The sequence below is a fragment of the Thauera sp. JM12B12 genome (assembly GCF_039614725.1).
Classification (GTDB): Bacteria; Pseudomonadota; Gammaproteobacteria; order Burkholderiales; family Rhodocyclaceae; genus Thauera.
The window spans coordinates 408,711-431,258 of record NZ_CP154859.1; the positions used below are offsets into that span (position 1 = coordinate 408,711).

The window sequence follows — 22,548 nt, forward strand, 5'->3', positions numbered from 1 at the left end:
TTCCCGAACTTGAACTACGGGGCAGGCGAATCGCCTGCTGCACCGCAATGGATCGCATCGACCAGAAGATTCTTTCCGAGCTGCAGGCGGACGCGCGCCTGTCGATCGTCGAACTGTCGCGGCGCATCGGCCTCACCAAGACCCCCTGTGCCGAGCGCGTGCGCAGGCTCGAGAAGGCCGGCGTGATCCGTGGCTACCACGCCGCGCTCGACCCCGATGCGGTGGGGGCCGGCCACATCGTCGTCGTGCAGGTGCTGCTCACCAGTACCACCGAGCACGACCTGCGCCGCTTCAACGATGCCGTGCGCCGCATCCCCGAGATCGAGTCCTGCCACATGATCGCGGGCGACTTCGACTACCTGCTCAAGGTGCGCACGCGCGACATCAACGAGTACCGGCGGGTGATGGGCGAGCAGATCTCGGGGCTGCCGTGCGTGAAGCAGACCCACACCTACGTGGTCATGGAGGTGGTCAAGGACGAGCACTGCCTGCCCATCCGTCCGCCTGCGTCCACCGCGTGATCCGGTCGAGCGCGCGAAGCGGCAGGCATTGGCCATGGTGTAACATTCCGGCCAAAGCATTCGCCCTGCCCGCCGGGCATGGCGCCCTCCCCGCGAGACACCCATGGTTCCCCACCTGACGACTGCATTGACCGGCCCCCTGCTCGAACTCGAGCGCCAGTTCCTCGACAACGCCTGCGACATCGAAAAGTGGTTCCGCACCCAGTGGCAGGACCACATGCCGCCGTTCTACGGCTCGACCGACCTGCGCAACTCCGGCTTCAAGCTGGCGCCGGTCGACCTGAACCTGTTCCCGGGCGGTTTCAACAACCTCAACGACGCCTTCATGCCGCTGTGCGTGCAGGCCGCGCAGGCGGCGATCGAGCGCATCTGCCCGGACGCCAGCAAGCTGCTGCTGATCCCCGAGAACCACACCCGCAACCAGTTCTACCTGCAGAACGTGGCCAAGCTGGTGTCGATCCTGCGCCTCACCGGGCTGGACGTGCGCATCGGCAGCCTGCTGCCCGAGATCGCCGGGCCGACCGTGCTCGAGCTCGCCAATGGCGCCACGCTCACGCTCGAGCCGCTGCGACGCAGCGGCAGCCGCATCGGCCTCGACAACTTCGACCCCTGCGCCGTGCTGCTCAACAACGACCTCTCGGCCGGCGTCCCCGAGCCGCTCAAGGGGCTCGACGAGCAGTGGCTGATCCCGCCGCTGCATGCCGGCTGGCATTCGCGTCGCAAGTCGAAGCACGCCGCCGCCTACGACCGCGTCGCGCGCGCCTTCGCGGAAGAGATCGGCATCGACCCCTGGCGGATCAACCCCGCGTTCGGCGTGTGCGGCCAGATCAACTTCCAGGAGCGCACCGGCGAGGAATGCCTGGCGGCCCAGGTGGATTCGCTGCTCACCAGCATTCGCGCCAAGTACAAGGAATATGGTGTCACCGACGAGCCCTTCGTGGTGGTCAAGGCCGACGCCGGCACCTACGGCATGGGGGTGATGACGGTGAAGGACGCCTCCGAGGTCGTCGGCCTCAACCGCCGCCAGCGCAACAAGATGGCGGTGGTCAAGGAAGGCCTGCAGGTGCACGAGGTGATCATCCAGGAGGGCGTGCACACCTTCGAGACGGTGGAAGAGGGCGTCGCCGAGCCGGTGGTCTACATGATGGATCACTATGTCGTGGGCGGCTTCTACCGCGTCCACACCGAGCGCGGGCGCGACGAGAACCTCAACGCCCCCGGCATGCACTTCAAGCCGCTCGCCTTCGACACCAGCGGCACCATGCCCGACGCCGCCCAGGGCCCGGACGCGCCGCCGAACCGCTTCTACGCCTACGGCGTGGTCGCGCGCCTGGCGCTGCTGGCAGCCTCGGTCGAGATCGAGGAGACCGCGCCGGTCGAGGATCAGGACGCGGTGGCAGCGTGACGGGAAGGTGACGCTGCCATGACCCGCACGCTCGAGTTGCTCTTCATCCTCGACCCGCTCGACGGACTCAAGGCCTACAAGGATTCCAGCATCGCGATGATGCGCGCGGCCGCCGCCCGCGGTCACACGGTGTGGACGACGCAGCGCGGTGCGCTGGCCTGGCGCGACGGCGCCGTGCGGACCCGCGCCCTCCCGATCCGGCTCCACCACGATCAATGGGGTCAGACCCCATTGATCGGGTCGGAATCAAAATCAATGGGGTCAGACCCCATTGATCCGCGCTGGTATGCGCCCGCGGACGTCGAGCAGGTGGTCTCGCTCGCGGATTTCGACGCGGTGCTGATGCGTCAGGATCCACCCTTCGACTTCGAGTACGTCACCGCCACCTGGCTGCTCGAGGACGCGGCGCAGGCGGGCGCGCGCGTGTTCAACAACCCGCGCGCGATCCGCGACCACTCCGAGAAGCTCGCCATCACCGAGTTCCCGCAGTTCATGGCGACCTCGCTGGTGGCGCGCGACGCGGTGGACATCCAGGCCTTCATCGACGAGCTCGGCGACGTCATCCTCAAGCCGCTCGATGGCATGGGCGGCAGCCAGATCTTCCGCGTGCGCAAGGACGACCCCAACCGCAACGTCATCATCGAGACGCTGACCCAGGAGGGGGCGCGCACGATCATGGCGCAGCGCTATCTGCCGCAGATCGCCGAGGGCGACAAGCGCGTGCTGCTGATCGGGGGCGAGGTCGTGCCCTTCGCGCTGGCGCGCATCCCGCAGGCCGGCGAGACGCGGGGCAACCTGGCCGCCGGCGGGCGCGGGGTGGCGATGCCGCTCACCGCGCGCGAGCGCGAGATCGCCGACTACCTGGCGCCCATCCTGTGGGCGCGCGGCTTGCTGATCGTCGGCCTCGACCTCATCGGTGGCCACCTCACCGAGATCAACGTCACCAGCCCCACCTGCATGGTCGAGATCGCCGCGCAGCAGGGCTTCGACGTCGCCGGCCTGGTGATCGACAAGCTGGAGCAGGCATGCGCCTAGGCGCTGTCCATTGCGGACAGGGCAGCCGATGGGGGCGGACGCGATCGATCAGGTCCGGGAGATCGGCAGGCGAATCGGAACCCGCCCGCGGCTTCCGGAAATCAATGGGGTCTGACCCCATTGATTCTGATCCGGAGATGGGCGGTTTTGCGCGCGCGCTCCTGATGCTGCTGACGGTCTGGCTGCTGGCGGGCTGTTCGCGTGGGGAGGTGTTCCGGCACGAGGCCTTCGTGTTCGGGACGCGGGTCGATGTCGCGGTGTTCGGCGACAGCCAGGCCGCAGCCGATGCCGCTGCCGGCGCGGTGCTGCGCGAGTTCGATCGGCTGCACCGCGCCTACCACGCCTGGGAGCCCTCCGAGCTCACCGCGCTGAACGCGGCGATCGCGCGCGGCGAGACCGCGACGGTGTCCGACGAGCTCGCCGCCATGCTCAGGGACGCGCAGCAGATCGCCGCCACCGGCGACCAGCTGTTCAACCCCGCGCTCGGCGGCCTGATCGCGCTTTGGGGCTTTCACACCGACACCTTCGTGCCGCAGCGCCCCGACCCGGCGCAGCTGCAGGCCCTGCTCGACGCGGCGCCGTCGATGGCCGACCTGGTCATCGACGGCAACCGCGTGAGCAGCCGCAACCGCGCGGTGCAGCTCGACCTCGGCGGCTACGCCAAGGGCTACGCGCTCGATCGCGCGGCCGCCATCCTGCGCGAGCAGGGCGTGGCCAACGCGCTCATCAACATCGGTGGCAACGTCATGGCGCTCGGGAAGAAGGGCGACCAGCCGTGGCGGATCGGCATCCAGCATCCGCGCGCGCCGGCGCCGCTCGCCACCCTGCCGCTCTACGACGGCGAGGCGGTCGGCACCTCGGGCGACTACCAGCGCTACTTCGAGCTCGACGGCGAGCGCTACGCCCACCTGCTCGATCCGCGCACCGGGCAGCCCGCGCGCGGCACGCAGTCGCTGACCGTTCTCATCACTGCGCGCGCCGGTGCCGGCACGCTGTCTGACGCACCCAGCAAGCCGGCCTACCTGGCGGGCGACCAATGGCGCGAACATACGCGCCGATTCGGCATCGAACACGTGTTGCGCGTGGCGGCCGACGGCCGCGTCGAGGTCACCCGTGCGTTGCGCGCGCGGCTGCAGTTCCCGGCACCCGTCGAGGTGACGGTCGTCGATTGACAACGAGGGAGGAAAGAAAATGGACATGACACCGCAAACCGCCTGGCTGATCGCCATCTCCGCAGTCGTCATCGTGGGCGTCGTGGCCTTCTTCATCGGGCGCAGCACCGCCGGCACCAAGGCGCGCATCGACGAACTGGAGGCCGAACTGCGCGGTAAGCAGGAGGAGGTCGAGACGTATCGCAAGAACGTCGAGGCGCACTTCGACAAGACCGCCACCCTCTTCGTGTCGATGGCCGGGTCCTACAAGGAGCTGTTCGAGCACCTGTCGAGCGGCTACGAGACGCTGTCGACCGGATCGGCGCGCGCGCTCTTCCAGCAGCGTGTGGATGCGCTGCTGGTCGGCGGCGCGCGCGAGGGCGGCAGCACGCTGCTCGGCGCCGCTGCGGTGGCGGGGGTCGCCGCCACCGCAGCGGCTGCAGGCGTCGCCGAGGCTGCCAGCGATGCGCCCGAGACGGCCGCCGATGCGCCACCGGCCGACATCGCGGCCGCCGGTGCTCAAGCCGTGGATGAGCCGGCGGCGTCCGCGACCGTGTCCGCTGCTGCACACGACGCGGCGGAACAACCCGGATCCACTCGCGCGGAAGATGAGGCTTCGCCCGCCGCCGAGTCCGCGTCGGTCCGCGTGCAGGCGCTCGGCGAGGAGCCCGTCGTCGCGGAGGAGCCCGTCCGTGCCGACCCCGTCGCCGACGATGCCGACGCGATCGTGCGCCGGGCCGAGGGCGGCGGCTTCGACCCCGACGCCACCGCCAGCCCGGCTCCCGGCGCTCGCACGGACGCGCACTGAGCCGCCTGCGCCTCGCCGGCGTCGTGCCGACGAACTTCCGCGCGGGCCTTGCGTCCCACGGTGCATGTTCGCCACGGCCCGCCCGATCCTGCTGGCACTGTGCACCGCCCTCGTGCTGGGCGGCTGCAGCCTGCGCTTCGCCTATACCCAGCTCGACTGGCTGGTGCCCTGGTATCTGCGCGACTACGTCACCCTCGACGCCGGTCAGCGCAGCGCGCTCGACGCGCGCCTCGCCGCCCGCCTCGACTGGCATTGCCGCACCCATCTCGGCGATTACGCGTCGACGCTGCGCGAGGCCGAGGGCCTGCTCGCCCGATCCCGCATCGACGCCGCCGAGCTCGCCCCCTATCTCGAGCGCGCAGAAGGCTGGTGGCGCGAGGTGCTCGGCCAGCTGGCGCCGGATGCGCGCGTGTTGCTCGCCGGCCTGACGCCCGAGCAGGTCGATGAGCTGGCCCAGGCCTTCGCCCGCCGCGAGCGCGAGGCGCGCGAGGAGTACCTCGGCGGCAGCGTCGAGGCGCAGCACGCGGATCGTGTGAGGCGGATGGAGAGCCGGCTGCAGCGCTGGTTCGGGCGCATGACGCCCGCTCAGCGCGACCGCATCGCCGCCTGGAGCCATGCACTGCAGCCCACCACCGAGGCCTGGCTGGCGAACCGTGCGCGCTGGCAGGGCGAACTGCTCGCCGCCCTGGAACTGCGCGCCGATGCACGTACGTTCGGCACCCGTCTCGACGCGCTGCTCGCCCCCCAGGAGTTCCGGTGGGCGCCCGCGCATCGCGCGGCCGTGGCGCACAATCGCGCGCTTACACTGGAGTTGCTCGCCGATCTCTTCAACACCGCCACGGATGCCCAGCGCCAGCGTCTGGTGGCGGAGGTCGCCGCCCTCGCAACCCAGTTCGAGGGGCTCTCCTGCCGCGAGCCGACTCGCCTTTCGGCGCTCGACGGCCGATAATCCGCGGCCTCCCATCCTCCTCCTCGACGCCGGCCGGCGTCGAAGCGCCCGGCATGCACAAGAACGAACTCGATCGCTTCGCGATCGGCCTGATGGTATTGCTCTGCACGATCTGGGGCCTGCAGCAGGTCGCGATCAAGCTCGCCAGCGCGGGCATCTCGCCGGTCTGGCAGGCGGGACTGCGCTCGATCGGTGCGAGCGCGATCGTGTTCGCCTGGGCCTGGCTGCGCGGTGTGAGGCTCTTCGAGCGCGACGGCACCCTGGTGCCCGGCCTGCTCGCCGGCCTGCTGTTCGCCGCCGAGTTCGCGATGATCTTCCTCGGCTTGCAGCACACCACCGCCTCGCGCGGGGTGATCTTCCTGTACACCGCGCCCTTCTTCGTCGCCCTCGGCGCGCTCTGGCTGCTGCCGCTCGAGCACATGCGGCGCGCGCAATGGGCGGGGATGGCGCTCGCCTTCGCCGGAGTGCTCGTGCTCTTCGGCGAGCATCTCTTCGCGCCTGCGGACGGCGCCTGGGTGGGCGACCTGATGATCTTCTGCGCTGCTGCGCTGTGGGCCGCCACCACGCTGACGGTGAAGGCCAGCGCGCTCGCCCGTGCCGCGGCCGAGAAGACCCTGCTCTACCAGCTCGGGGTGTCCGCTGCGGTGCTGCCGCCGCTGTCGCTCGCGCTCGGCGAGCCGGGAGTGTTCGCACCCACCGCGCTGGTTTGGGGAAACCTGTTCTTCCAGGCGGTGATCGTGGCGGGCGCGTCCTACCTCGGCTGGTTCTGGCTCATCCGCCAGTATCCGGCGACCCGGCTCTCGTCGTTCTCCTTCCTCACCCCGGTGATGGGCGTGCTCGCCGGCGGCGTGCTGCTCGGCGAGCCGCTCACGCTCGGGGTGTTTGCGGCGCTGTTCCTCGTCGGTAGCGGCATCTGGGTAGCCAACCGGCCGTCCTGAGCGCCTATAGTGAGGAGGTCCATCCCGCGCCGAGGAGCACCGCCATGTCCCGTCCCGCCATCGAGTTCTGGTTCGAGTTCGCCAGCACCTATTCCTATCTGTCGGTGATGCGCATCGAGCGCGCGGCGCAGGCCGCCGGTGTCGAGGTCGCGTGGAAGCCCTTCCTGCTCGGCCCGGTGTTCCTCGCGCTGGGCTGGAACGATTCGCCGTTCAACATCTATCCGCCCAAGGGGCGCTACATGTGGCGCGACCTCGAGCGCCTGGCAGCGCGCGAGGGGCTGCCGTTCCGGCGGCCGAGCCGCTTCCCGCGCAACGGCCTGCTCGCGGCGCGGGTGGCGCTGGTCGGCGTCGAGGACGGCTGGGTGGCGCCCTTTTCGCGCGCGGTGATGACCGCCAACTTCGCCGAGGATCGCGAGATCGGCGAGGCAGCGGTGATCGAGGACATCCTCCATGCCCTTGCGCTGCCGGCCGACGAGGTCATGGCGCGCGCGCAGGCCGATGCCAACAAGCTCGCGCTGCGCTGCCAGACCGAGCGTGCGGCCGAGCTGGGCCTGTTCGGTGCGCCGAGCTTTCGCGTCGGCGAGGAGCTGTTCTGGGGCAACGACCGGCTCGACGACGCGCTCGCGTGGGCGGTGACGAATGCCGAGGGAGCGCGCGCAGCGGGCTAGCGTGCGCGCCTTGCCCTTTCGCGCGGGGTCGGCGGCCTTACTTCTTGTTCTTCTGCGCCTGTTCCTGCTCGTACTTGCGGATGCGTTCCTCGTAGCGCGCGCGGTCCTCGGCGGCCTGCTGGGCGCGGCGGGCGGCGTCTTCCTCGGCCTTGCGGCGCTCGGCGGCGCGCTCGGCGTCGGCAGCGGCGCGCTGGCGGGCGGCCGCGGCTTCGGCAGCGCGGGTGTCCGCCTCGCGCCGGGCGCGGATGCGTTCGGCTTCGGGCGAGGGGGTGATGCGGGCGTCGGTGGCGGGCGACGAGGGCGCGGCGGCGGGCGTCTGCGGTAGCGCGGTGGGTGCCGCCGGCGTCAGCGGCCGCTCCGCCCTTGCGCCGGCCTCGGCGGCGACGCGCTGGCGTTCGGCCAGGTCGAGGCGGCGGGCCTCGGCTTCGAGTTCGCGCGCGCGCTGGATCGTCTCCAGGCGCGCCTTCTTGGCCTGGTCGATGCAGTGATTGACGAGGAATTTGGCCTGGCAGGCGGGAATGGTCGCCTCGTAGGTGGCTTCGGCCTGGGCGCGCAGGGCCTTGCCCTCGGCCTCGAGCGCCTGGGCGCGGGCGCGTTCGGCGGCGCGGCTGGCGGCGTCATCTGCCTGTGCGCGCGCGGCCGAGGGCAGGCCGACGATGCAGGCGAAGAGGCCGACTGCGAGCCCGCCAGCGAGGCTCATGCGCCTGCGGGCAGGCGGGGCAGCGGAGCTGCACGTGCGCTCATCCAGCGTCGCGCTCGGAAAGTGTCTGCCGGCCGGGCCGTGCGGCAAGCGGCGGGGGGGGGCGATAAGGGCGTCGAGAAGGCGGAGACGGAACATGCGTGGCAGCTTCCGGGATCGATTCGGTCGGCGCGTAGAATAGCGCCTTTGCAACCGCCCGCGGCCCCGTGGCCGTGTATCCGTTCGTGATCAGTCTTCGCAATTTGCGCCTCGCGCGCGGCGCCAAGGTCCTCATCGAGGCCGCCACGCTGCAGATCCACCCCGGCTGGAAGGTCGGCCTCACCGGCGCCAACGGCAGCGGCAAGTCCAGCCTGTTCGCCATGCTGCGCGACCAGCTCCACCCCGACCAGGGCGACCTCGACATGCCGCCCGGCTGGGTGATCGCCCACGTCGCCCAGGAAACCCCCGGGCTGGCGCAGCCGGCGATCGACTACGTGCTCGACGGCGACGCCGAGCTGCGCTGCATCGAGGCCGAGCTCGCCGCCGCGGAAGCCGCCCACGATGGCGCCCATATCGGTGAACTCCACGCCCGCCTGCACGAGATCGGCGGCTACGCGGCGCGTGCGCGCGCGGCCGCCCTGCTCGATGGCCTGGGTTTCCTGCAGTCGGACATCGAGCGCCCGGTGGCGGACTTCTCCGGTGGCTGGCGCATGCGCCTGAACCTGGCGCAGGCGCTGATGTGCCGCTCCGACCTGCTGCTGCTTGACGAACCCACCAACCACCTCGACCTCGACGCAGTGATCTGGCTCGAGGCCTGGCTGCGCGACTACCGCGGCACCTTGCTGCTGATTTCGCACGACCGCGAGTTCCTCGACGCCTGCGTCACCCACATCGCCCACATCGAGCAGCAGAAGCTCGCGCTGTACACCGGCGGCTATTCCGACTTCGAGCGCCAGCGCGGCGAGCGCCTGATTCAGCAGCAGTCGATGTTCGAGAAGCAGCAGCGCGAGATCGCGCACATGGAGGACTACATCCGCCGCTTCCGTGCCAAGGCGACCAAGGCGCGCCAGGCGCAGAGCCGGATTAAGGCGCTCGAGCGCATGGAGCGCATCGCCGCGGCGCACGTCGATACGCCCTTCAGCTTCGCCTTCCGCGACGCGCCGCCGGCGCCCGATCCGCTGCTGCAGATCGAGGACGGTGCGGTGGGCTACGGCGACAAGACGATCCTGGAGCGCATCACGCTGACCCTGCGCCCGGGCGAGCGCGTCGGCCTGCTCGGACGCAACGGCGCCGGCAAGTCGACCCTGATCAAGCTGCTCGCCCACGAGCTGCAGCTCGCCAGCGGCCGCCGCCTGGAGGGCAAGGGGCTGGCCACCGGCTACTTCGCCCAGCATCAGCTGGAGACCCTGCGTCCGGACGAATCCGCGCTGCAGCACATGGTTCGGCTGGACCCGCAGACGCGCGAGCAGGAGCTGCGCGACTACCTCGGCGGCTTTGACTTCCGCGGCGACGGCGTGGGCGGCACCTCGACCCCGGCGACCACGCCCTGCGGGCCGTTCTCGGGCGGCGAGAAGTCGCGCCTCGCGCTCGCCTTGCTGATCTGGCAGCGCCCCAATCTGCTGCTGCTCGACGAGCCGACCAACCACCTCGATCTGGAAATGCGCCACGCGCTCACCATGGCGCTGCAGGACTACGAAGGCGCGATGGTGCTGGTGTCGCACGACCGCGCCTTGCTGCGCGCCACCTGCGACCGCTTCCTGCTGGTCGACGGCGGCCGCATCCAGCCCTTCGACGGCGACCTCGACGACTACCGCGACTGGCTCGCCAGCCGCCGCGCCGAAGTCGCCGCCGCCGCGGCCTGCCCCGACCAGGTGGCCGACAAGGCGGCGCGCAAGGCCGACCGCGCCCAGGCCGCGGCCGACCGCCAGGCGCGGCTGTTGGCGCGCCGGCCGCTGGTGAAGGAGATCGAGCAGATCGACAAGCGCCTGGCGGCGTGGAACAAGGAGAAGGCCGAGATCGACGCGAAGCTTGCCGATCCGGCGCTCTATACCGGCGCACAGGCGGGCGAGGTGCCGGCGCTCAACAAGCGCCAGGCCGAGCTCGCCGGGCGCATCGAGGAGGCCGAGCTGCGCTGGCTGGAACTGCACGAGGCGCTGGAGGCGATTCCGGCGGATTGAGCCGGGGCGGGCGCCGGGGGTCGAGCGCGGCAGCGCGGCGGGTGTCGCTCCGAGCCGCGGCGCCCGGGCCTGGCTGCCGCGTCGGCCCTACTGCGGCAGCCAGCGCAGCGGGTCGATGTCCCAGTCGGCGAACTCTTCGTAGCCCACGATGCGGTCCTGCGAGCGACGCAGGTCGATCTCCTCCGGCCGCAGATAGTGGCCCGCGGTGTGGAAGATCACCTTCACCCGGGGCTCCATCGGCTTGTCCTCGTTCTGGGCCTGAACGACCGCGAGGCGCCTGCTCTCGAGCCTTACCAGCGCGCCCGTGGGATAGATGCCGACCGAGCGGATGAAAGCCTTGACCAGGCGTGGCTCGAAGTGCTTGGCCGACCATTCGAGCAGCTTGCGCAGCGCCTGCGTGGGCGCCATGCCCTTGTGATAGACGCGCTCCGAGGTGATCGCGTCGTACACGTCCACGATCGCCGCCATGCGCCCATACAGGCTGATCTGATCGGCGGCGAGCTTGTTCGGGTAGCCGCTGCCATCGAAACGCTCGTGGTGCTGGGCGGCGACGTCCAGCGCGATCTCGCTGATGCCGGGCGTCGCCTGCAGGATGATCTTGCTCTGCACGACGTGGTTCTTCATGTGCTCGAACTCGGCGTCGGTGAGCTTGCCCGGCTTGTTGAGGATCTCGTCCGGCACGCGCGCCTTGCCCACGTCGTGCAGCAGGGCGCCGATGGCGATTTCGCGGATCACGTCGCGCGGGACCTCGAGCGTACGGGCGAAGGCGGTCATCAGCGCACATACCGACACCGAGTGCTGGAAGGTGTAGCTGTCGTGCTGCTTCAGGCGTGCGAGCGGCAGCAGCGCGCCCTGGTCGGTGAAGATCGAATCGACGATGCGCTCGACCAGCGGCTCGATTTTCTCGAGCTCGACCTGCTTGCCGAGGCGGACGTCGACCAGCATGTCGCGCACGATCTGGTTCGCCTCGCGATGCAACTGGCGGGCATCCTCGCGACCGCCGGGCCTCGTGGTGGCCACAGTGGCGGCGGGCGGCGATTTGCTCGCACGAGCCTCGGACGGCGCCTCGGGCTCGGGCGCTTCGGGCTCGGCCGCCTCGGTGGCGTCGGCGAGTGGGTCGGTATCGAGCCCGCGCTCGGTGTCGATGACGATCTCGGCCACGCCGATTCCGCGCACCTTGCGCACCGCTTCCTCGTCCTTGACGAGGAAGCGGTTGCGCACGAAGTCGTGCTGCAGCCACCCGCAGTTGAGGTCATGGACGTACATGCCGGGCCGCAGCCAGGCGACGGGGATGCGCTTGATCACGGGCGAGCGTCGGAGCGATATGCCTGGATTGGATTATGGTGCGCCGGATCGGTCTTGCGTGCACTCCCCCGCACGCGGCCGAGAACTTTGCCACGGCGGCGGAGCACGGCTTGACCGCCGCCTGCGCGCCGACGGGCTGATAGAATCCCGGCTTTCCCGAATCTGCCCCCAGGAGCTAGCGGTGCGTATCGTCTGTCTCGACCTCGAAGGTGTGCTGGTCCCCGAAATCTGGATCGAATTCGCCGAGCGTACCGGCATCCCGGAACTCCGCCGCACCACGCGCGACGAGCCCAACTACGACACCCTGATGAAGTACCGCCTGGACATCCTGGCGCAGAAGAAGCTCGGCCTGCCCGACATCCAGGAGGTCATCGCCAGCATGGGGCCGATGGAGGGCGCGCGCGCGTTCCTCGACGACCTGCGCGATGCCTACCAGGTGGTGATCCTGTCCGACACCTTCTACGAGTTCGCCAAGCCGCTGATGAAGCAGCTCGGCCTGCCGACGCTGTTCTGCCACAGCCTCGAGGCCAACGCCGAGGGCATCCTGGTGAATTACCACCTGCGCATGCCCGACCAGAAGCGCGAAGCCGTGAAGCGCTTCAAGGAGCTCAACTTCAAGGTCGTGGCCGCGGGTGATTCCTACAACGACACCGCGATGCTTGGCGAGGCCCACGGCGGCATCCTGTTCCACCCGCCGGAGAACGTCGTGCGCGAATTCCCTCAGTATCCGGTGGTGCGCGACTACGCCAGCCTGCGCGCCGAGATCGACAAGGCTTTTGCCAAAGTCGCCTGAGCTTGGCAAAAGCCGTTCGGCGAGTCGTGCGGCCCCCGCGCGCTGCGCTCGCCGCCCCCATGGGGGCTCAGCCTCTCCAACGAACCTCGGCAGTACTCCGTCATGCATCGCGAACGCTTCTACACCCTGTCCGCTTCCTGTCCCGACCGTGTCGGCATCGTCGCCAAGGTCTCCGGCTTCATCGCCGAGCACAAGGGCTGGATTCTCGAGACCTCGCTGCACGCCGAGCCGCCGCTCGAGGCGGGCGAGGTCGGGCGTTACTTCATGCGCATCGAGATCAAGGCCGCCTCGCTGCCCTTTCACCTCGCCGAGTTCCGCGAGAAGTTCCGTCCGCTCGCCGAAGAACTCGAGATGGACTGGAAGATCAGCGACTCCGCGGTGAAGAAACGCGTCGTCGTGCTGGTGAGCAAGCAGGAGCACTGCCTGTACGATCTGCTCGCGCGCTGGCAGTCGAAGGAGCTCGACATCGAGATCCCGTGCGTGATCTCGAACCACGACACCTTCCGCGGCTTCGTCGAGTGGCACGGCATCCCTTTTCACCACGTCCCGGTGAGCGCCGACAACAAGGCCTCGGCGTACGCCGAAGTGCGGCGCATCTTCGAGGAAGTGCGCGGCGACACCATGGTGCTGGCGCGCTACATGCAGATCCTGTCGCCGGAGCTGTGCGCCGCCTATCCCGGGCGAATCATCAACATCCATCACAGCTTCCTGCCCAGCTTCGTCGGCGCCAAGCCCTACCATCAGGCCTATGCCAAGGGCGTGAAGCTGATCGGCGCCACCTGCCATTACGTCACCGCCGACCTCGACCAGGGGCCGATCATCGAGCAGGACGTCATTCGCATCGATCACTCGGATGCGGTCGAGGACATGGTGCGCTACGGCAAGGACATCGAGAAGACCGTGCTCGCCCGCGGCCTGCGCTATCACCTCGAGGACCGCGTGCTGGTGCACGGCAACAAGACCGTGGTCTTCCGCTGAACGCGCCTATGTCCATTCGCGCGCGAAATCAATAAGATGTCGCGTTTCTGTCGATCTCTAACCAGAACTGGAACACAGGTCATGCAAAGCTCGGGGAAATCCTTGGTCTCGGTCGAAAAAATCGGTGGGACGTCGATGTCGGCGTTCGGTGACGTGCTGCGCCACATCATGCTCTACGACAAGTCGCGCATTTACGGCCGCATCTACGTGGTGTCGGCCTATTCCGGCGTGACCAACCAACTCCTCGAGCACAAGAAGACCGGCGAGCCGGGCATCTACGCGCTGTTCGCCGACGGTGCCGATTACCACGCCGCGCTCGACGGCCTTGCCGTCAGCCTCAAGAAGCTGAATGCCGGCTTCGCCGAGCTGGGCCTGCCGCTGGACGTCGCCGATGCCTTCGTCGATACCCGCATCGGCGAGGTCAAGAAGTACCTCGACGCCATGCACCACGTGCTCGCCAGCGGCTACATCCGCCGCCAGGACGTGCTGCTCGCGGCGCGCGAGGTGCTGGCCTCGATCGGCGAATCGCACAGCGCCTTCAACAGCGTCGAGATCCTCAAGGCGAACGGCGTGCAGGCCCTCCTGCTCGACCTCGCGGGCTTCCACGACGACATGGCGTGGTCGATCGACGAGCGTATCCACAACAGCTTCAAGGGCCTCGACATCGAGCGCAACGTCATCGTCGCCACCGGCTACACCAAGGGCACCGAGGGCATCATGCGCGAGTTCGACCGCGGCTATTCCGAGGTCACCTTCAGCAAGATCGCGGTCGAGGTGCGCCCGGGCGAGGCGGTGATCCACAAGGAATTCCACCTGTCGTCCGCCGACCCCAACATCGTCGGTCTGGAAAACGCGGTGATCGTCGGTGCCACCAACTACGACGTCGCCGACCAGCTGGCCGACGTCGGCATGGAGGCGATCCACCCCAAGGCGGCCAAGCCGATCGAGCTCGCCGGCATCCCGATCCGGCTCAAGAACACCTTCGAGCCCGAGCACCCGGGTACGCTGATCACCAAGGACTTCGTCGGCGAGCGCGCGCGCGTCGAGATCGTCACCGGCAGCGACAAGGTCACCCTGGTCGAGATCCACGATCCGAGCATGGTCGGTACCGTCGGCTTCGACTTGGGGCTGATGGAGATCTTCTGCAGGCACGAGATCTCCTACATCCTCAAGGCCACCAACGCCAACTCGATCGCCCACGTGCTGTGGGAGAGCTCGGTGACGCCCGCGCTGATCGCCGAGCTCGAGGCGCGCTACGAGATCGTCACCGTCAAGCCGAGCGCGATCGTGTGCGCGATCGGTTCCAACATCAGCATTCCGGGCGTGCTCGCGCGCGCGGCGCAGGCGCTCGCCGATGCCGGGGTCAACGTCAATTGCGTGTCGCAGACCCTGCGTCAGGTGAACATGCAGTTCATCATCGAGCGTGCCGACTACAAGAAGGCGATCGTGGCCCTCAACCACACCCTGTGTGTCAGCCCGGGCACGCCGGTGCCGCTCGCCTGAGCCCGAGCGCGCCGTCGGCGGCGCACGGATGCAAGGACGGAGGCGACCTGTGGGTCGCCTCCGTCGTTTTGGGCGGACGACGCGGGCGGGCGCCCGCGCATGGGAGGAATCAAACGAGCGTTTGACAGCCACTTATGGCCGGATAAAATAAACGAACGTTTGAATCAGCGATGACGGCCTCCGTCGCAGCCATCGCCCATTCCCCGGAGGAGACCCGCGATGCCCCTGTACGCCCCGCCCCTGCGCGACATGCAGTTCGTTCTGCACGAAATGCTCGACGCCGTCGGCCAGCTCAAGGCCTGCCCGCTACATGCCGAGCTCGATGTGGACACCGTCAACGCCGTGCTGGAGGAGGCGGGCAGGTTCGCCGCCGAGGTCGTCTTTCCACTCAACGCCCGCGGCGATCGTGAAGGCTGCACGCTCGACCGCGCAACCCATGAGGTGCGCGCGCCCACGGGCTTCAAGGCGGCCTACGCGCAGTACGTCGAGGGCGGCTGGCCCGCGCTTGCCTGCGATCCGGAGCATGGCGGGCAGGGCCTGCCCCTGGCGCTCAACCAATGTCTCTACGAGATGCTCAACAGCGCCAGCCAGGCATGGGCCATGTATCCCGGGCTGTCCCACGGCGCCTACGAGGCCCTTCATGCGCACGGCTCGCCCGCGCAGAAGGCGCTCTATCTGCCGCGGCTGACCAGCGGCGAATGGACCGGCACGATGTGTCTGACCGAGCCGCACTGCGGTACCGACCTCGGCCTGCTGCGCACCCGCGCCGAGCCGCTGGGCGACGGCAGCTACCGCATCAGTGGCGAGAAGATCTTCATCAGCGCCGGCGAGCACGATCTGGCCGCCAACATCGTGCATCTGGTGCTCGCCCGCCTGCCCGACGCGCCGGCGGGCAGCAAGGGGATCTCGCTCTTCATCGTGCCCAAGTTCCTCGTCAATGCCGACGGCTCCCTCGGCGCGCGCAACGGCATCCACTGCGGCGGCCTGGAGCACAAGATGGGCATCCACGGCAATGCCACCTGCCAGATGGTGCTCGAGGGCGCGCTTGGCACCCTGGTGGGCGAGCCCAACAAGGGCCTGCAGGCGATGTTCGTGATGATGAACGCCGCCCGCCTGGGCGTGGGCAACCAGAGCCTGGGGCTGACCGAGGTCGCCTTCCAGAGCGCGCTCGCCTACGCGAAGGAGCGCATCCAGATGCGCAGCCTCTCGGGGCCCAAGGCCCCCGACAAGCCGGCCGATCCGATCATCGTGCACCCCGATGTGCGCCGCATGCTGCTCACCGCCCGGGCGTATGCCGAAGGCGCACGCGCGCTGCTGTGCTTCTGCGCGGTGCTGGCGGACACGGAACTGCACCATCCGGACGAGTCCGTGCGGCGCGACAGCGCCGAGCTGCTCGCGCTGCTCACGCCGATCGCCAAGGCCTTCGTCACCGACAACGGCTTCGCCGCCACCAACGCGTGCATGCAGGTCTTCGGCGGCCACGGTTACATCCGGGAATGGGGCATGGAGCAGTTCGTGCGCGATGCCCGCATCAACATGATCTACGAGGGCACCAACACCGTGCAGAGCCTGGACCTGCTCGGGCGCAAGGTGCTCGGCAACGCCGGCGCAACGCTGCGGACCTTCGGCCGCCTGGTCGGCGCGCTGCTGCAGGACGAGAGCGGCAACGAGGCGATGGCCGCGTTTACCGCCCCGCTCGCGGAGCTCGGCGAGCAGTTGCTCGAGCTCACCGCCGAGATCGGTGCCAGCGCCCTGCAAGACCCGGACGAAGCGGGCGCCGCCGCGGTCCCCTATCTGCGCGTGGCCGGCCACTTCGTATTCGGCTACTTCTTCGCGCGGATGGCTGCGGTGGCGCTGAAGAAGATCGCCGCCGGCAGCACCGACCCGTTCTACACTGCCAAGCTTCAGACCGCGCGCTTCTACTTCGCCCGCCTGTTCCCGGAGACGGCCACGCTGATGCGGCTGGCGCGAGCCGGCAGCGCGGCGCTGATGGAGACCGATGCCGCGCTGAGCTGAGGTCCATGACCGGGGCCCGCGATCCGGGGCTCCGGCTCCCCACCCGGAATGCAAGGAGAAGCTCACGCATGTCGAAAACCCCCAGTCCCCCCCAAGGTCCGGTCCAGTTCGAGCCCGAGTTCATCGCCGGGGTGCGCGAGATCTTCGAGCACAAGATCGCCTTCAATGCGCTGATCGGCCTGCGCATCGACGATATCGACGGTGTGCGGGCCAGCGGGCGGATCGAGATGCGACCGGAACTGGTGGGACATTTCCTGCACAACCGCATCCATGGCGGCGTGATCTCGGCCTGCCTGGACGCCATGGGTGGCCTGGCGGTGATGGCCGCGATCGGCGCCCGCCATCTCGACGAGCCGCCTTTCCAGCGCCTGCACCGTTTCGGCAAGCTCGGCACCATCGATCTGCGCATCGATTACCTGCGCCCCGGCATCGGCGAGGCGTTTCGCATGGAGGCCGAGGTCCTGCGCCTGGGCTCGCGCGTTGCATCGACGCGGATGAGCTTTCTCGACGCCGATGGCAGGCTGCTCGCCACCGGCGCTGCGGCGTACATCGTGTCGTGAGTGCGGAATGAGCGCAGAGGCCCCCGCCAGCCCTCGCGGCAAGCTGTTCGCCGAGCTGCCGCCGCCTGCGGGCGGCGAGATCTTCCAGACCCTGTTCTCCCATTCGCGCTGCCGCATCGAGCGCATCGTCTCCCACGGCCACGCCAGCGCGCCCGGCGACTGGTACGACCAGGATGCGGACGAATGGGTGGTGCTGCTGAGCGGCGAGGCGGTGCTGCTGTTCGCCGACGGTGAAGCCGTGAGCCTGGCGTCGGGCGACTGGATCGCGATCCCTGCCCATCGCCGCCACCGGGTGGAGTCCACCTCGGCGGATGCGATGTGGCTGGCGGTGCATTGCAGCCCCGGCGATTGATCTGCAGCCGCCTCCGGCGGCACTTGGCGGGCCCGGGGCGCCCATGAAAAACGGCGCCCCGAGGGGCGCCGTGGAAAGTCGGGGTCCGAGGAGGAGGACCCCGGCGAGTGACGCTCAGTAGCGGTAGGCCGCTTCGCCGTGCGCCGTGGTGTCGAGACCCTCGCGCTCCTCGTCTTCCGGCACGCGCAGGCCGACCAGCAGATCCGCGACCTTGTAGGCGACGAAGGCGACCACCGCCGACCACACCACGGTCACGATCACGCTCCAGGTCTGGATCCACACCTGCGAGGCGATCGAGAAGTCCTCGGCACCGGTGCCGCCCAGGGCGGGGGCCGCGAACACGCCGGTCAGGATCGCGCCGACGATGCCGCCCACGCCATGTACGCCGAACACGTCGAGCGCGTCGTCCGCACCGAGCATGCGCTTGAGACCGTTCACCCCCCAGATGCAGATGAAGCCCGACAGCGTGCCGATCACGATCGCGCCCATCGGGCCGACCGAGCCGCAGGCCGGGGTGATCGCCACCAGGCCGGCGACCGCACCCGAGGCCGCACCCAGCATCGAGGGCTTGCCTTTCAGCAGCGCCTCGCCGAGCGACCAGGCCAGCACCGCAGCGGCCGTGGCGACCAGCGTGTTGATGAAGGCGAGCGCGGCGCCCGAGGTGGCTTCGAGGTTGGAGCCGGCGTTGAAGCCGAACCAGCCCACCCACAGCAGCGAGGCTCCGACCATGGTCAGCGTCAGGCTGTGCGGCGCCAGCGACTCGCGGCCGTAGCCGATGCGCTTGCCAACCATGTAGGCGCCCACCAGGCCGGCGATACCGGCGTTGATGTGCACCACGGTGCCGCCGGCGAAGTCGAGCGCGCCGTCCTCGAGCAGGTAGCCGCCCGGGCCCCACACCATGTGGCAGATCGGCAGGTAGCACAGGGTGAACCAGATCACCGAGAAGATCAGCACCGCCGAGAACTTCATGCGTTCAGCGAAGGCGCCGACGATGAGCGCCCCGGTGATGCCCGCGAAGGTGGCCTGGAAGGCGATGAAGGCGAACTCGGGCAGCTTCACGGTCTCGGTGAAGGTGTCGGCGAGCGAGTCGATCGTCACCCCGGACAGGAAGACCTTGTCGAGCGAGCCGATGAAGGGGCTCGCTTCGGTGAAGGCCAGGCTGTAGCCGTAGATCGCGAACAGCAGCGCGTTGAGCGAGAACACCGTCATCACCTGCATCAGCACCGACAGCATGTTCTTGGCGCGCACCAGGCCGCCGTAGAACAGCGCCAGGCCGGGCAGGGCCATCATCAGCACGAGCAGCGTGGAGGTCATGATCCAGGCCACGTCGCCCTTGTTGACCTCGACCGCGGCGGCGGCGGCCTCCTGGGCGAAGGCGCCGCCCGATGCGCCGGCGAGCAGGGCTGCAGCCGGCAGGAATGCGAAGAGCTTCTTCATTTTGCGGTTCTCCCTTACAGCGCGTCCGAGCCGGTCTCGCCGGTGCGGATGCGGATGGCCTGTTCCAGATCGAAGACGAAGATCTTGCCGTCGCCGATCTTGCCGGTCGCGGCGGATTTCTCGATGGCCTCGATGGCCTGGTCGAGGATGTCGTCGGGGATCGCGGCCTCGACCTTCACCTTGGGCAGGAAATCGACGACGTACTCGGCGCCACGGTAAAGCTCGGTGTGGCCCTTCTGGCGGCCGAAGCCCTTGACCTCGGTGACGGTGATGCCCTGCACACCGATCGCGGACAGCGCCTCGCGCACTTCGTCGAGCTTGAAGGGCTTGATGATGGCGGCGATGAATTTCATGGTGTTCTCCGGTTGCGTTTGATGCCGGGGGCGTTGTCAGAAGCTCTTGCTGACGGACAGGATCACGCGCGAGTCGGCGAGGTCGCTGTTGTTCACATCGGTGTCGACGTAGTGCAGGCCGAAGTTCAGCCCCACGAACTCCTTGGAGACGCTCAGTTTCCAGTCGGTGTAGTCGTCCTGGCCCTTGATGTCGTTGTATCCGACGTGGGCGCCCAGGGTGACGCCGTAGCCGACATCGACCGCGGCGCTCAGGTCGTAGTACTGGCTGCCGTCGGAATTCGTGTAGCCGAACAGGTCGGTGAAGGCATACGAGTACTTGAAGGACAGGAACTCCCACGACAGGCCGACGTAACCCTCGAGCGTGTTCGGGCTGTTGTAGGGCTTCGGATAGCTGCCCGGGTAGTAGTACTGCAGCAGGCCGACGTCGTAGCCGATGGCGCCGACGCTGCCCTTGTAGCCGCCGTAGATGTCGATCTCGAGGCTGTTGCTGACGTTCGGGCTGCTGTCGGACAGCCAGGACACGTTCGAGCCCCACACGCCGACGTAGAGGCCGCTGTCGTGGGCGTAGTCGAAGCCGCCCTGCAGCGCCGGTCGCTCGTCGGTCTGGCTGTAGCCGCGGTAGGCGTAGTCGGAGACGAGGCCGACGTTGGCGGCGATCGGGCTGTCCTCGGCATGGACGCTGCCGGCGAAGGGCAGGGCGGCGAGGAGGGTGGCAAGCGTTGCAGCGGCGGTCTTGGTTTTCATGATCATCTCCTGGGAAAGGGTGTCGGAATGCGTGACGAGGACCCTTAAGCAGATCGTGTGCCAGCTTTGCAGATGCCTTGTGCTTAGGGCGTTTGGAGTGGAGTGGCAGGCGTTTTTGTTGCGCTGCGCAATCGTTTCGCGCACGAAACTGGGTCGCAATGCACTGAAGTGGTGCATGTCGCCCCGAGCAGGGGGCTATTCCGGTGCGGGACGAGCGGCGTGCTAGACTTTGCGCCGTCTTCACACCTTTCCGCAGGCGATCATGAGCACTCCCCGCTTCCTCGACGAAATCGGCGCCAAGCTTTCCGAAATTGCGGCCAACAGTCCGGTGCGCGACATCGAAAAGAACGCCAAAGCCATGCTCGGCGGCGCGCTCGGCAAGCTCGATCTGGTCACGCGCGAGGAATTCGAGGTGCAGCGCGAGGTGCTCGCCCACGCCCGCGAGAAGCTGGCCGAGCTCGAGGCCCGCGTCGCCGAACTCGAAGCGCGCCTCGCCGGCGGCGACAAGTCCTGAGGACGCCCCGCGCCCGGACGGGGCGCCGTGCGATGCGTTTCAGATAATCGCTTTGTCATAAGCTGCGTCTCCGCTAGACTGGCGCCCCGCCCAGTCAGGAGATGCAGATGTCGCTCGCGCTCGTGCGCACCCGCGCGCTCGAAGGACTCGTCGCGCCCGAGGTCACGGTCGAGGTCCATCTCGCCAACGGGCTGCCGGCATTCAGCCTGGTCGGGCTGGCCGACACCGAGGTGCGCGAGGCCCGCGATCGTGTGCGCGCGGCGATCCAGTCCTCGCAGTTCGAATTTCCCCAACGCCGCATCACCGTCAACCTGGCGCCTGCCGACCTGCCGAAGGAGGGCGGGCGCTTCGACTTGGCGATCGCGGTCGGCATCCTGGTGGCCTCGGGGCAGGTCGCGGGGCGTCTGCTCGAGGGGCTGGAGTTCTGTGGCGAGCTGTCGCTGAACGGCGATCTGCGCCCGGTGCGCGGGGTGCTGGCGGCGGCGCTCGCGGCGGCCCGGGTGGCGCGCGGTCTGGTGCTGCCCGCAGGCAACGCGGCCGAGGCGGCGCTGGCACGGCGCGCCCAGGTGCTGCCGGCGGCGAGCCTGCTCGCGGTGTGTGCGCATCTCAATGGCCATACCGCCATCGAAACCACGAGCCGCGCGGATTCGACGGCGCCACGGCCGGCCGCAGCGGGCGCGCAGGGGGCCGACCTCGCCGATGTGCGCGGACAACTGCAGGCGCGGCGTGCGCTCGAGGTGGCAGCGGGCGGCAGTCATTCGCTGCTGCTCTTCGGCCCGCCGGGCGCCGGCAAGTCGATGCTGGCGCAGCGCCTGCCCGGCGTGCTGCCGCCGATGAGCGAGGAGGAGGCGATCGAGGCCGCCGCGGTGGCCTCGATCGAGGGCGCCTTCGATATCCGCGACTGGGGGCGACGGCCGTTTCGCGCACCACACCATTCGTCGTCGTCGGCGGCGCTGGTCGGTGGCGGTGCGGTGCCGCGTCCGGGGGAGATTTCGCTTGCCCATCGCGGCGTGTTGTTTCTGGATGAACTGCCCGAATTCGACCGCCGCGTGCTCGAATCACTGCGCGAGCCGCTCGAGACCGGCACGATCACGGTGTCGCGGGCGCGCCGACGGGCGGAATTTCCCGCCCGCTTCCAGCTCGTCGCCGCGATGAACCCCTGTCCCTGCGGCCACCATGGTGACCCCCAGCGCAACTGCCGGTGCACGCCCGACCAGGTCGCGCGCTACCGCGCCCGCCTGTCCGGGCCGCTGCTCGACCGCATCGACCTCGTCGTGGAGGTGCCGGCGATCGCGCCCGAGGCGCTCGCCGGCAGCGCACCCGGCGAGGATTCGGCCGCCGTTCGCGCCCGCGTCGAGCATGCGCGCACGGTGCAGATCGCACGCCAGGGCTGCGCCAACGCCGACCTGTCCGCCGGCGACGTGGAACGCCACTGCCGCCCCGATGCGGGAGGGGATCGCCTGCTGCAGCAGAGCATGCAGCGGCTGCAGCTGTCGGCGAGGGCGTATCATCGCGTGCTCCGGGTGGCGCGCACGCTTGCGGACCTCGTCGATGCGCCCCGCCCCGGCGTCGCGCACATCGCCGAGGCGATCCAGTACCGCCGCAGCCTCGACGGCCGCTGAAGCCGCCGTAGGCGAGCTTGCCGGCTGGCCCCGGCGCGTC

At 69.0% G+C, this 22,548-nt stretch carries 22 protein-coding genes; 17 read left to right on the top strand and 5 right to left on the bottom strand.

Annotated elements, in window-relative coordinates:
• The first annotated feature begins 47 nt into the window (after positions 1 to 47).
• From AAG895_RS01755 to AAG895_RS01790, 8 genes are all read left to right on the top strand, one after another.
• Entirely contained in the window at positions 48 to 521 is a 474-nt protein-coding gene (locus tag AAG895_RS01755) for an Lrp/AsnC ligand binding domain-containing protein (RefSeq protein ID WP_345793850.1), read from the top strand.
• 103 nt (positions 522 to 624) lie between these two features.
• Complete coding sequence (gene gshA, locus AAG895_RS01760) at positions 625 to 1,926, top strand: glutamate--cysteine ligase (RefSeq protein WP_345793851.1); 1,302 nt, start codon at positions 625 to 627, stop codon at positions 1,924 to 1,926.
• Positions 1,927 to 1,944: 18 nt separating this feature from the next.
• Positions 1,945 to 2,961, top strand: a complete 1,017-nt coding sequence (gshB, locus tag AAG895_RS01765) for a glutathione synthase (RefSeq protein WP_345793852.1) — start codon at positions 1,945 to 1,947, stop codon at positions 2,959 to 2,961.
• 164 nt (positions 2,962 to 3,125) lie between these two features.
• The gene (locus tag AAG895_RS01770; RefSeq protein WP_345795354.1) at positions 3,126 to 4,133 is read left to right on the top strand and encodes an FAD:protein FMN transferase; all 1,008 of its coding nucleotides are present in this window, start codon (positions 3,126 to 3,128) and stop codon (positions 4,131 to 4,133) included.
• Positions 4,134 to 4,158: 25 nt separating this feature from the next.
• The gene (locus tag AAG895_RS01775) at positions 4,159 to 4,920 is read left to right on the top strand and encodes a DUF1043 family protein (RefSeq protein WP_345793853.1); all 762 of its coding nucleotides are present in this window, start codon (positions 4,159 to 4,161) and stop codon (positions 4,918 to 4,920) included.
• 64 nt (positions 4,921 to 4,984) lie between these two features.
• On the top strand, positions 4,985 to 5,869 hold the full coding sequence (locus AAG895_RS01780) for a DUF6279 family lipoprotein (RefSeq protein WP_345793854.1): 885 nt from the start codon (positions 4,985 to 4,987) through the stop codon (positions 5,867 to 5,869).
• A gap of 53 nt (positions 5,870 to 5,922) precedes the next feature.
• Positions 5,923 to 6,807, top strand: coding sequence for a DMT family transporter (locus AAG895_RS01785; RefSeq protein WP_345793855.1), 885 nt, complete (start codon positions 5,923 to 5,925; stop codon positions 6,805 to 6,807).
• Positions 6,808 to 6,851: 44 nt separating this feature from the next.
• Positions 6,852 to 7,475, top strand: a complete 624-nt coding sequence (locus AAG895_RS01790; protein WP_345793856.1) for a 2-hydroxychromene-2-carboxylate isomerase — start codon at positions 6,852 to 6,854, stop codon at positions 7,473 to 7,475.
• 37 nt (positions 7,476 to 7,512) lie between these two features.
• Here the strand turns inward: AAG895_RS01790 and AAG895_RS01795 are convergent, their stop codons facing one another.
• Positions 7,513 to 8,175, bottom strand: coding sequence for a hypothetical protein (locus AAG895_RS01795; RefSeq protein WP_345793857.1), 663 nt, complete (start codon positions 8,173 to 8,175; stop codon positions 7,513 to 7,515).
• Between the two features lie 224 nt (positions 8,176 to 8,399).
• On the opposite strand from AAG895_RS01795, the gene AAG895_RS01800 reads away from it, so the two are divergent.
• The gene (locus AAG895_RS01800; protein ID WP_345793858.1) at positions 8,400 to 10,331 is read left to right on the top strand and encodes an ATP-binding cassette domain-containing protein; all 1,932 of its coding nucleotides are present in this window, start codon (positions 8,400 to 8,402) and stop codon (positions 10,329 to 10,331) included.
• Between the two features lie 87 nt (positions 10,332 to 10,418).
• Here the strand turns inward: AAG895_RS01800 and AAG895_RS01805 are convergent, their stop codons facing one another.
• Positions 10,419 to 11,636 (bottom strand): HD-GYP domain-containing protein, encoded by a 1,218-nt coding sequence (locus AAG895_RS01805; protein WP_345793859.1) that lies wholly within the window; start codon positions 11,634 to 11,636, stop codon positions 10,419 to 10,421.
• Positions 11,637 to 11,817: 181 nt separating this feature from the next.
• Between AAG895_RS01805 and thrH the strand changes: the two genes are divergently transcribed.
• From thrH to AAG895_RS01835, 6 genes are all read left to right on the top strand, one after another.
• A complete protein-coding gene (gene thrH / locus AAG895_RS01810; protein WP_345793860.1) occupies positions 11,818 to 12,429 on the top strand; it encodes a bifunctional phosphoserine phosphatase/homoserine phosphotransferase ThrH in 612 nt (203 codons plus the stop codon).
• Between the two features lie 102 nt (positions 12,430 to 12,531).
• Entirely contained in the window at positions 12,532 to 13,407 is an 876-nt protein-coding gene (gene purU / locus AAG895_RS01815; RefSeq protein WP_345793861.1) for a formyltetrahydrofolate deformylase, read from the top strand.
• 135 nt (positions 13,408 to 13,542) lie between these two features.
• On the top strand, positions 13,543 to 14,910 hold the full coding sequence (locus AAG895_RS01820; protein ID WP_345793862.1) for an aspartate kinase: 1,368 nt from the start codon (positions 13,543 to 13,545) through the stop codon (positions 14,908 to 14,910).
• Positions 14,911 to 15,129: 219 nt separating this feature from the next.
• Positions 15,130 to 16,926 (top strand): acyl-CoA dehydrogenase C-terminal domain-containing protein, encoded by a 1,797-nt coding sequence (locus AAG895_RS01825; protein ID WP_345793863.1) that lies wholly within the window; start codon positions 15,130 to 15,132, stop codon positions 16,924 to 16,926.
• A 68-nt stretch (positions 16,927 to 16,994) separates the two neighbouring features.
• A complete protein-coding gene (locus AAG895_RS01830) occupies positions 16,995 to 17,486 on the top strand; it encodes a thioesterase family protein (RefSeq protein WP_345793864.1) in 492 nt (163 codons plus the stop codon).
• A 7-nt stretch (positions 17,487 to 17,493) separates the two neighbouring features.
• Positions 17,494 to 17,838 carry a cupin domain-containing protein gene (locus AAG895_RS01835; RefSeq protein ID WP_345793865.1) on the top strand — a complete coding sequence of 115 codons (345 nt, stop codon included), beginning with the start codon at positions 17,494 to 17,496 and terminating at the stop codon, positions 17,836 to 17,838.
• A gap of 114 nt (positions 17,839 to 17,952) precedes the next feature.
• Here AAG895_RS01835 and amt read toward each other — a convergent pair whose 3' ends face one another.
• From amt to AAG895_RS01850, 3 genes are read right to left on the bottom strand one after another with little or no spacing between them, the layout of a single operon-like run.
• Positions 17,953 to 19,275, bottom strand: coding sequence for an ammonium transporter (amt, locus tag AAG895_RS01840; protein WP_345793866.1), 1,323 nt, complete (start codon positions 19,273 to 19,275; stop codon positions 17,953 to 17,955).
• A 14-nt stretch (positions 19,276 to 19,289) separates the two neighbouring features.
• The gene (gene glnK / locus AAG895_RS01845) at positions 19,290 to 19,628 is read right to left on the bottom strand and encodes a P-II family nitrogen regulator (RefSeq protein WP_345793867.1); all 339 of its coding nucleotides are present in this window, start codon (positions 19,626 to 19,628) and stop codon (positions 19,290 to 19,292) included.
• A gap of 36 nt (positions 19,629 to 19,664) precedes the next feature.
• Positions 19,665 to 20,372 carry a TorF family putative porin gene (locus tag AAG895_RS01850; protein ID WP_345793868.1) on the bottom strand — a complete coding sequence of 236 codons (708 nt, stop codon included), beginning with the start codon at positions 20,370 to 20,372 and terminating at the stop codon, positions 19,665 to 19,667.
• Between the two features lie 262 nt (positions 20,373 to 20,634).
• On the opposite strand from AAG895_RS01850, the gene AAG895_RS01855 reads away from it, so the two are divergent.
• Both AAG895_RS01855 and AAG895_RS01860 read left to right on the top strand, forming a co-directional pair.
• On the top strand, positions 20,635 to 20,886 hold the full coding sequence (locus tag AAG895_RS01855; RefSeq protein ID WP_345793869.1) for an accessory factor UbiK family protein: 252 nt from the start codon (positions 20,635 to 20,637) through the stop codon (positions 20,884 to 20,886).
• A gap of 107 nt (positions 20,887 to 20,993) precedes the next feature.
• Positions 20,994 to 22,508, top strand: coding sequence for a YifB family Mg chelatase-like AAA ATPase (locus AAG895_RS01860; RefSeq protein WP_345793870.1), 1,515 nt, complete (start codon positions 20,994 to 20,996; stop codon positions 22,506 to 22,508).
• Positions 22,509 to 22,548: the final 40 nt, after the last annotated feature.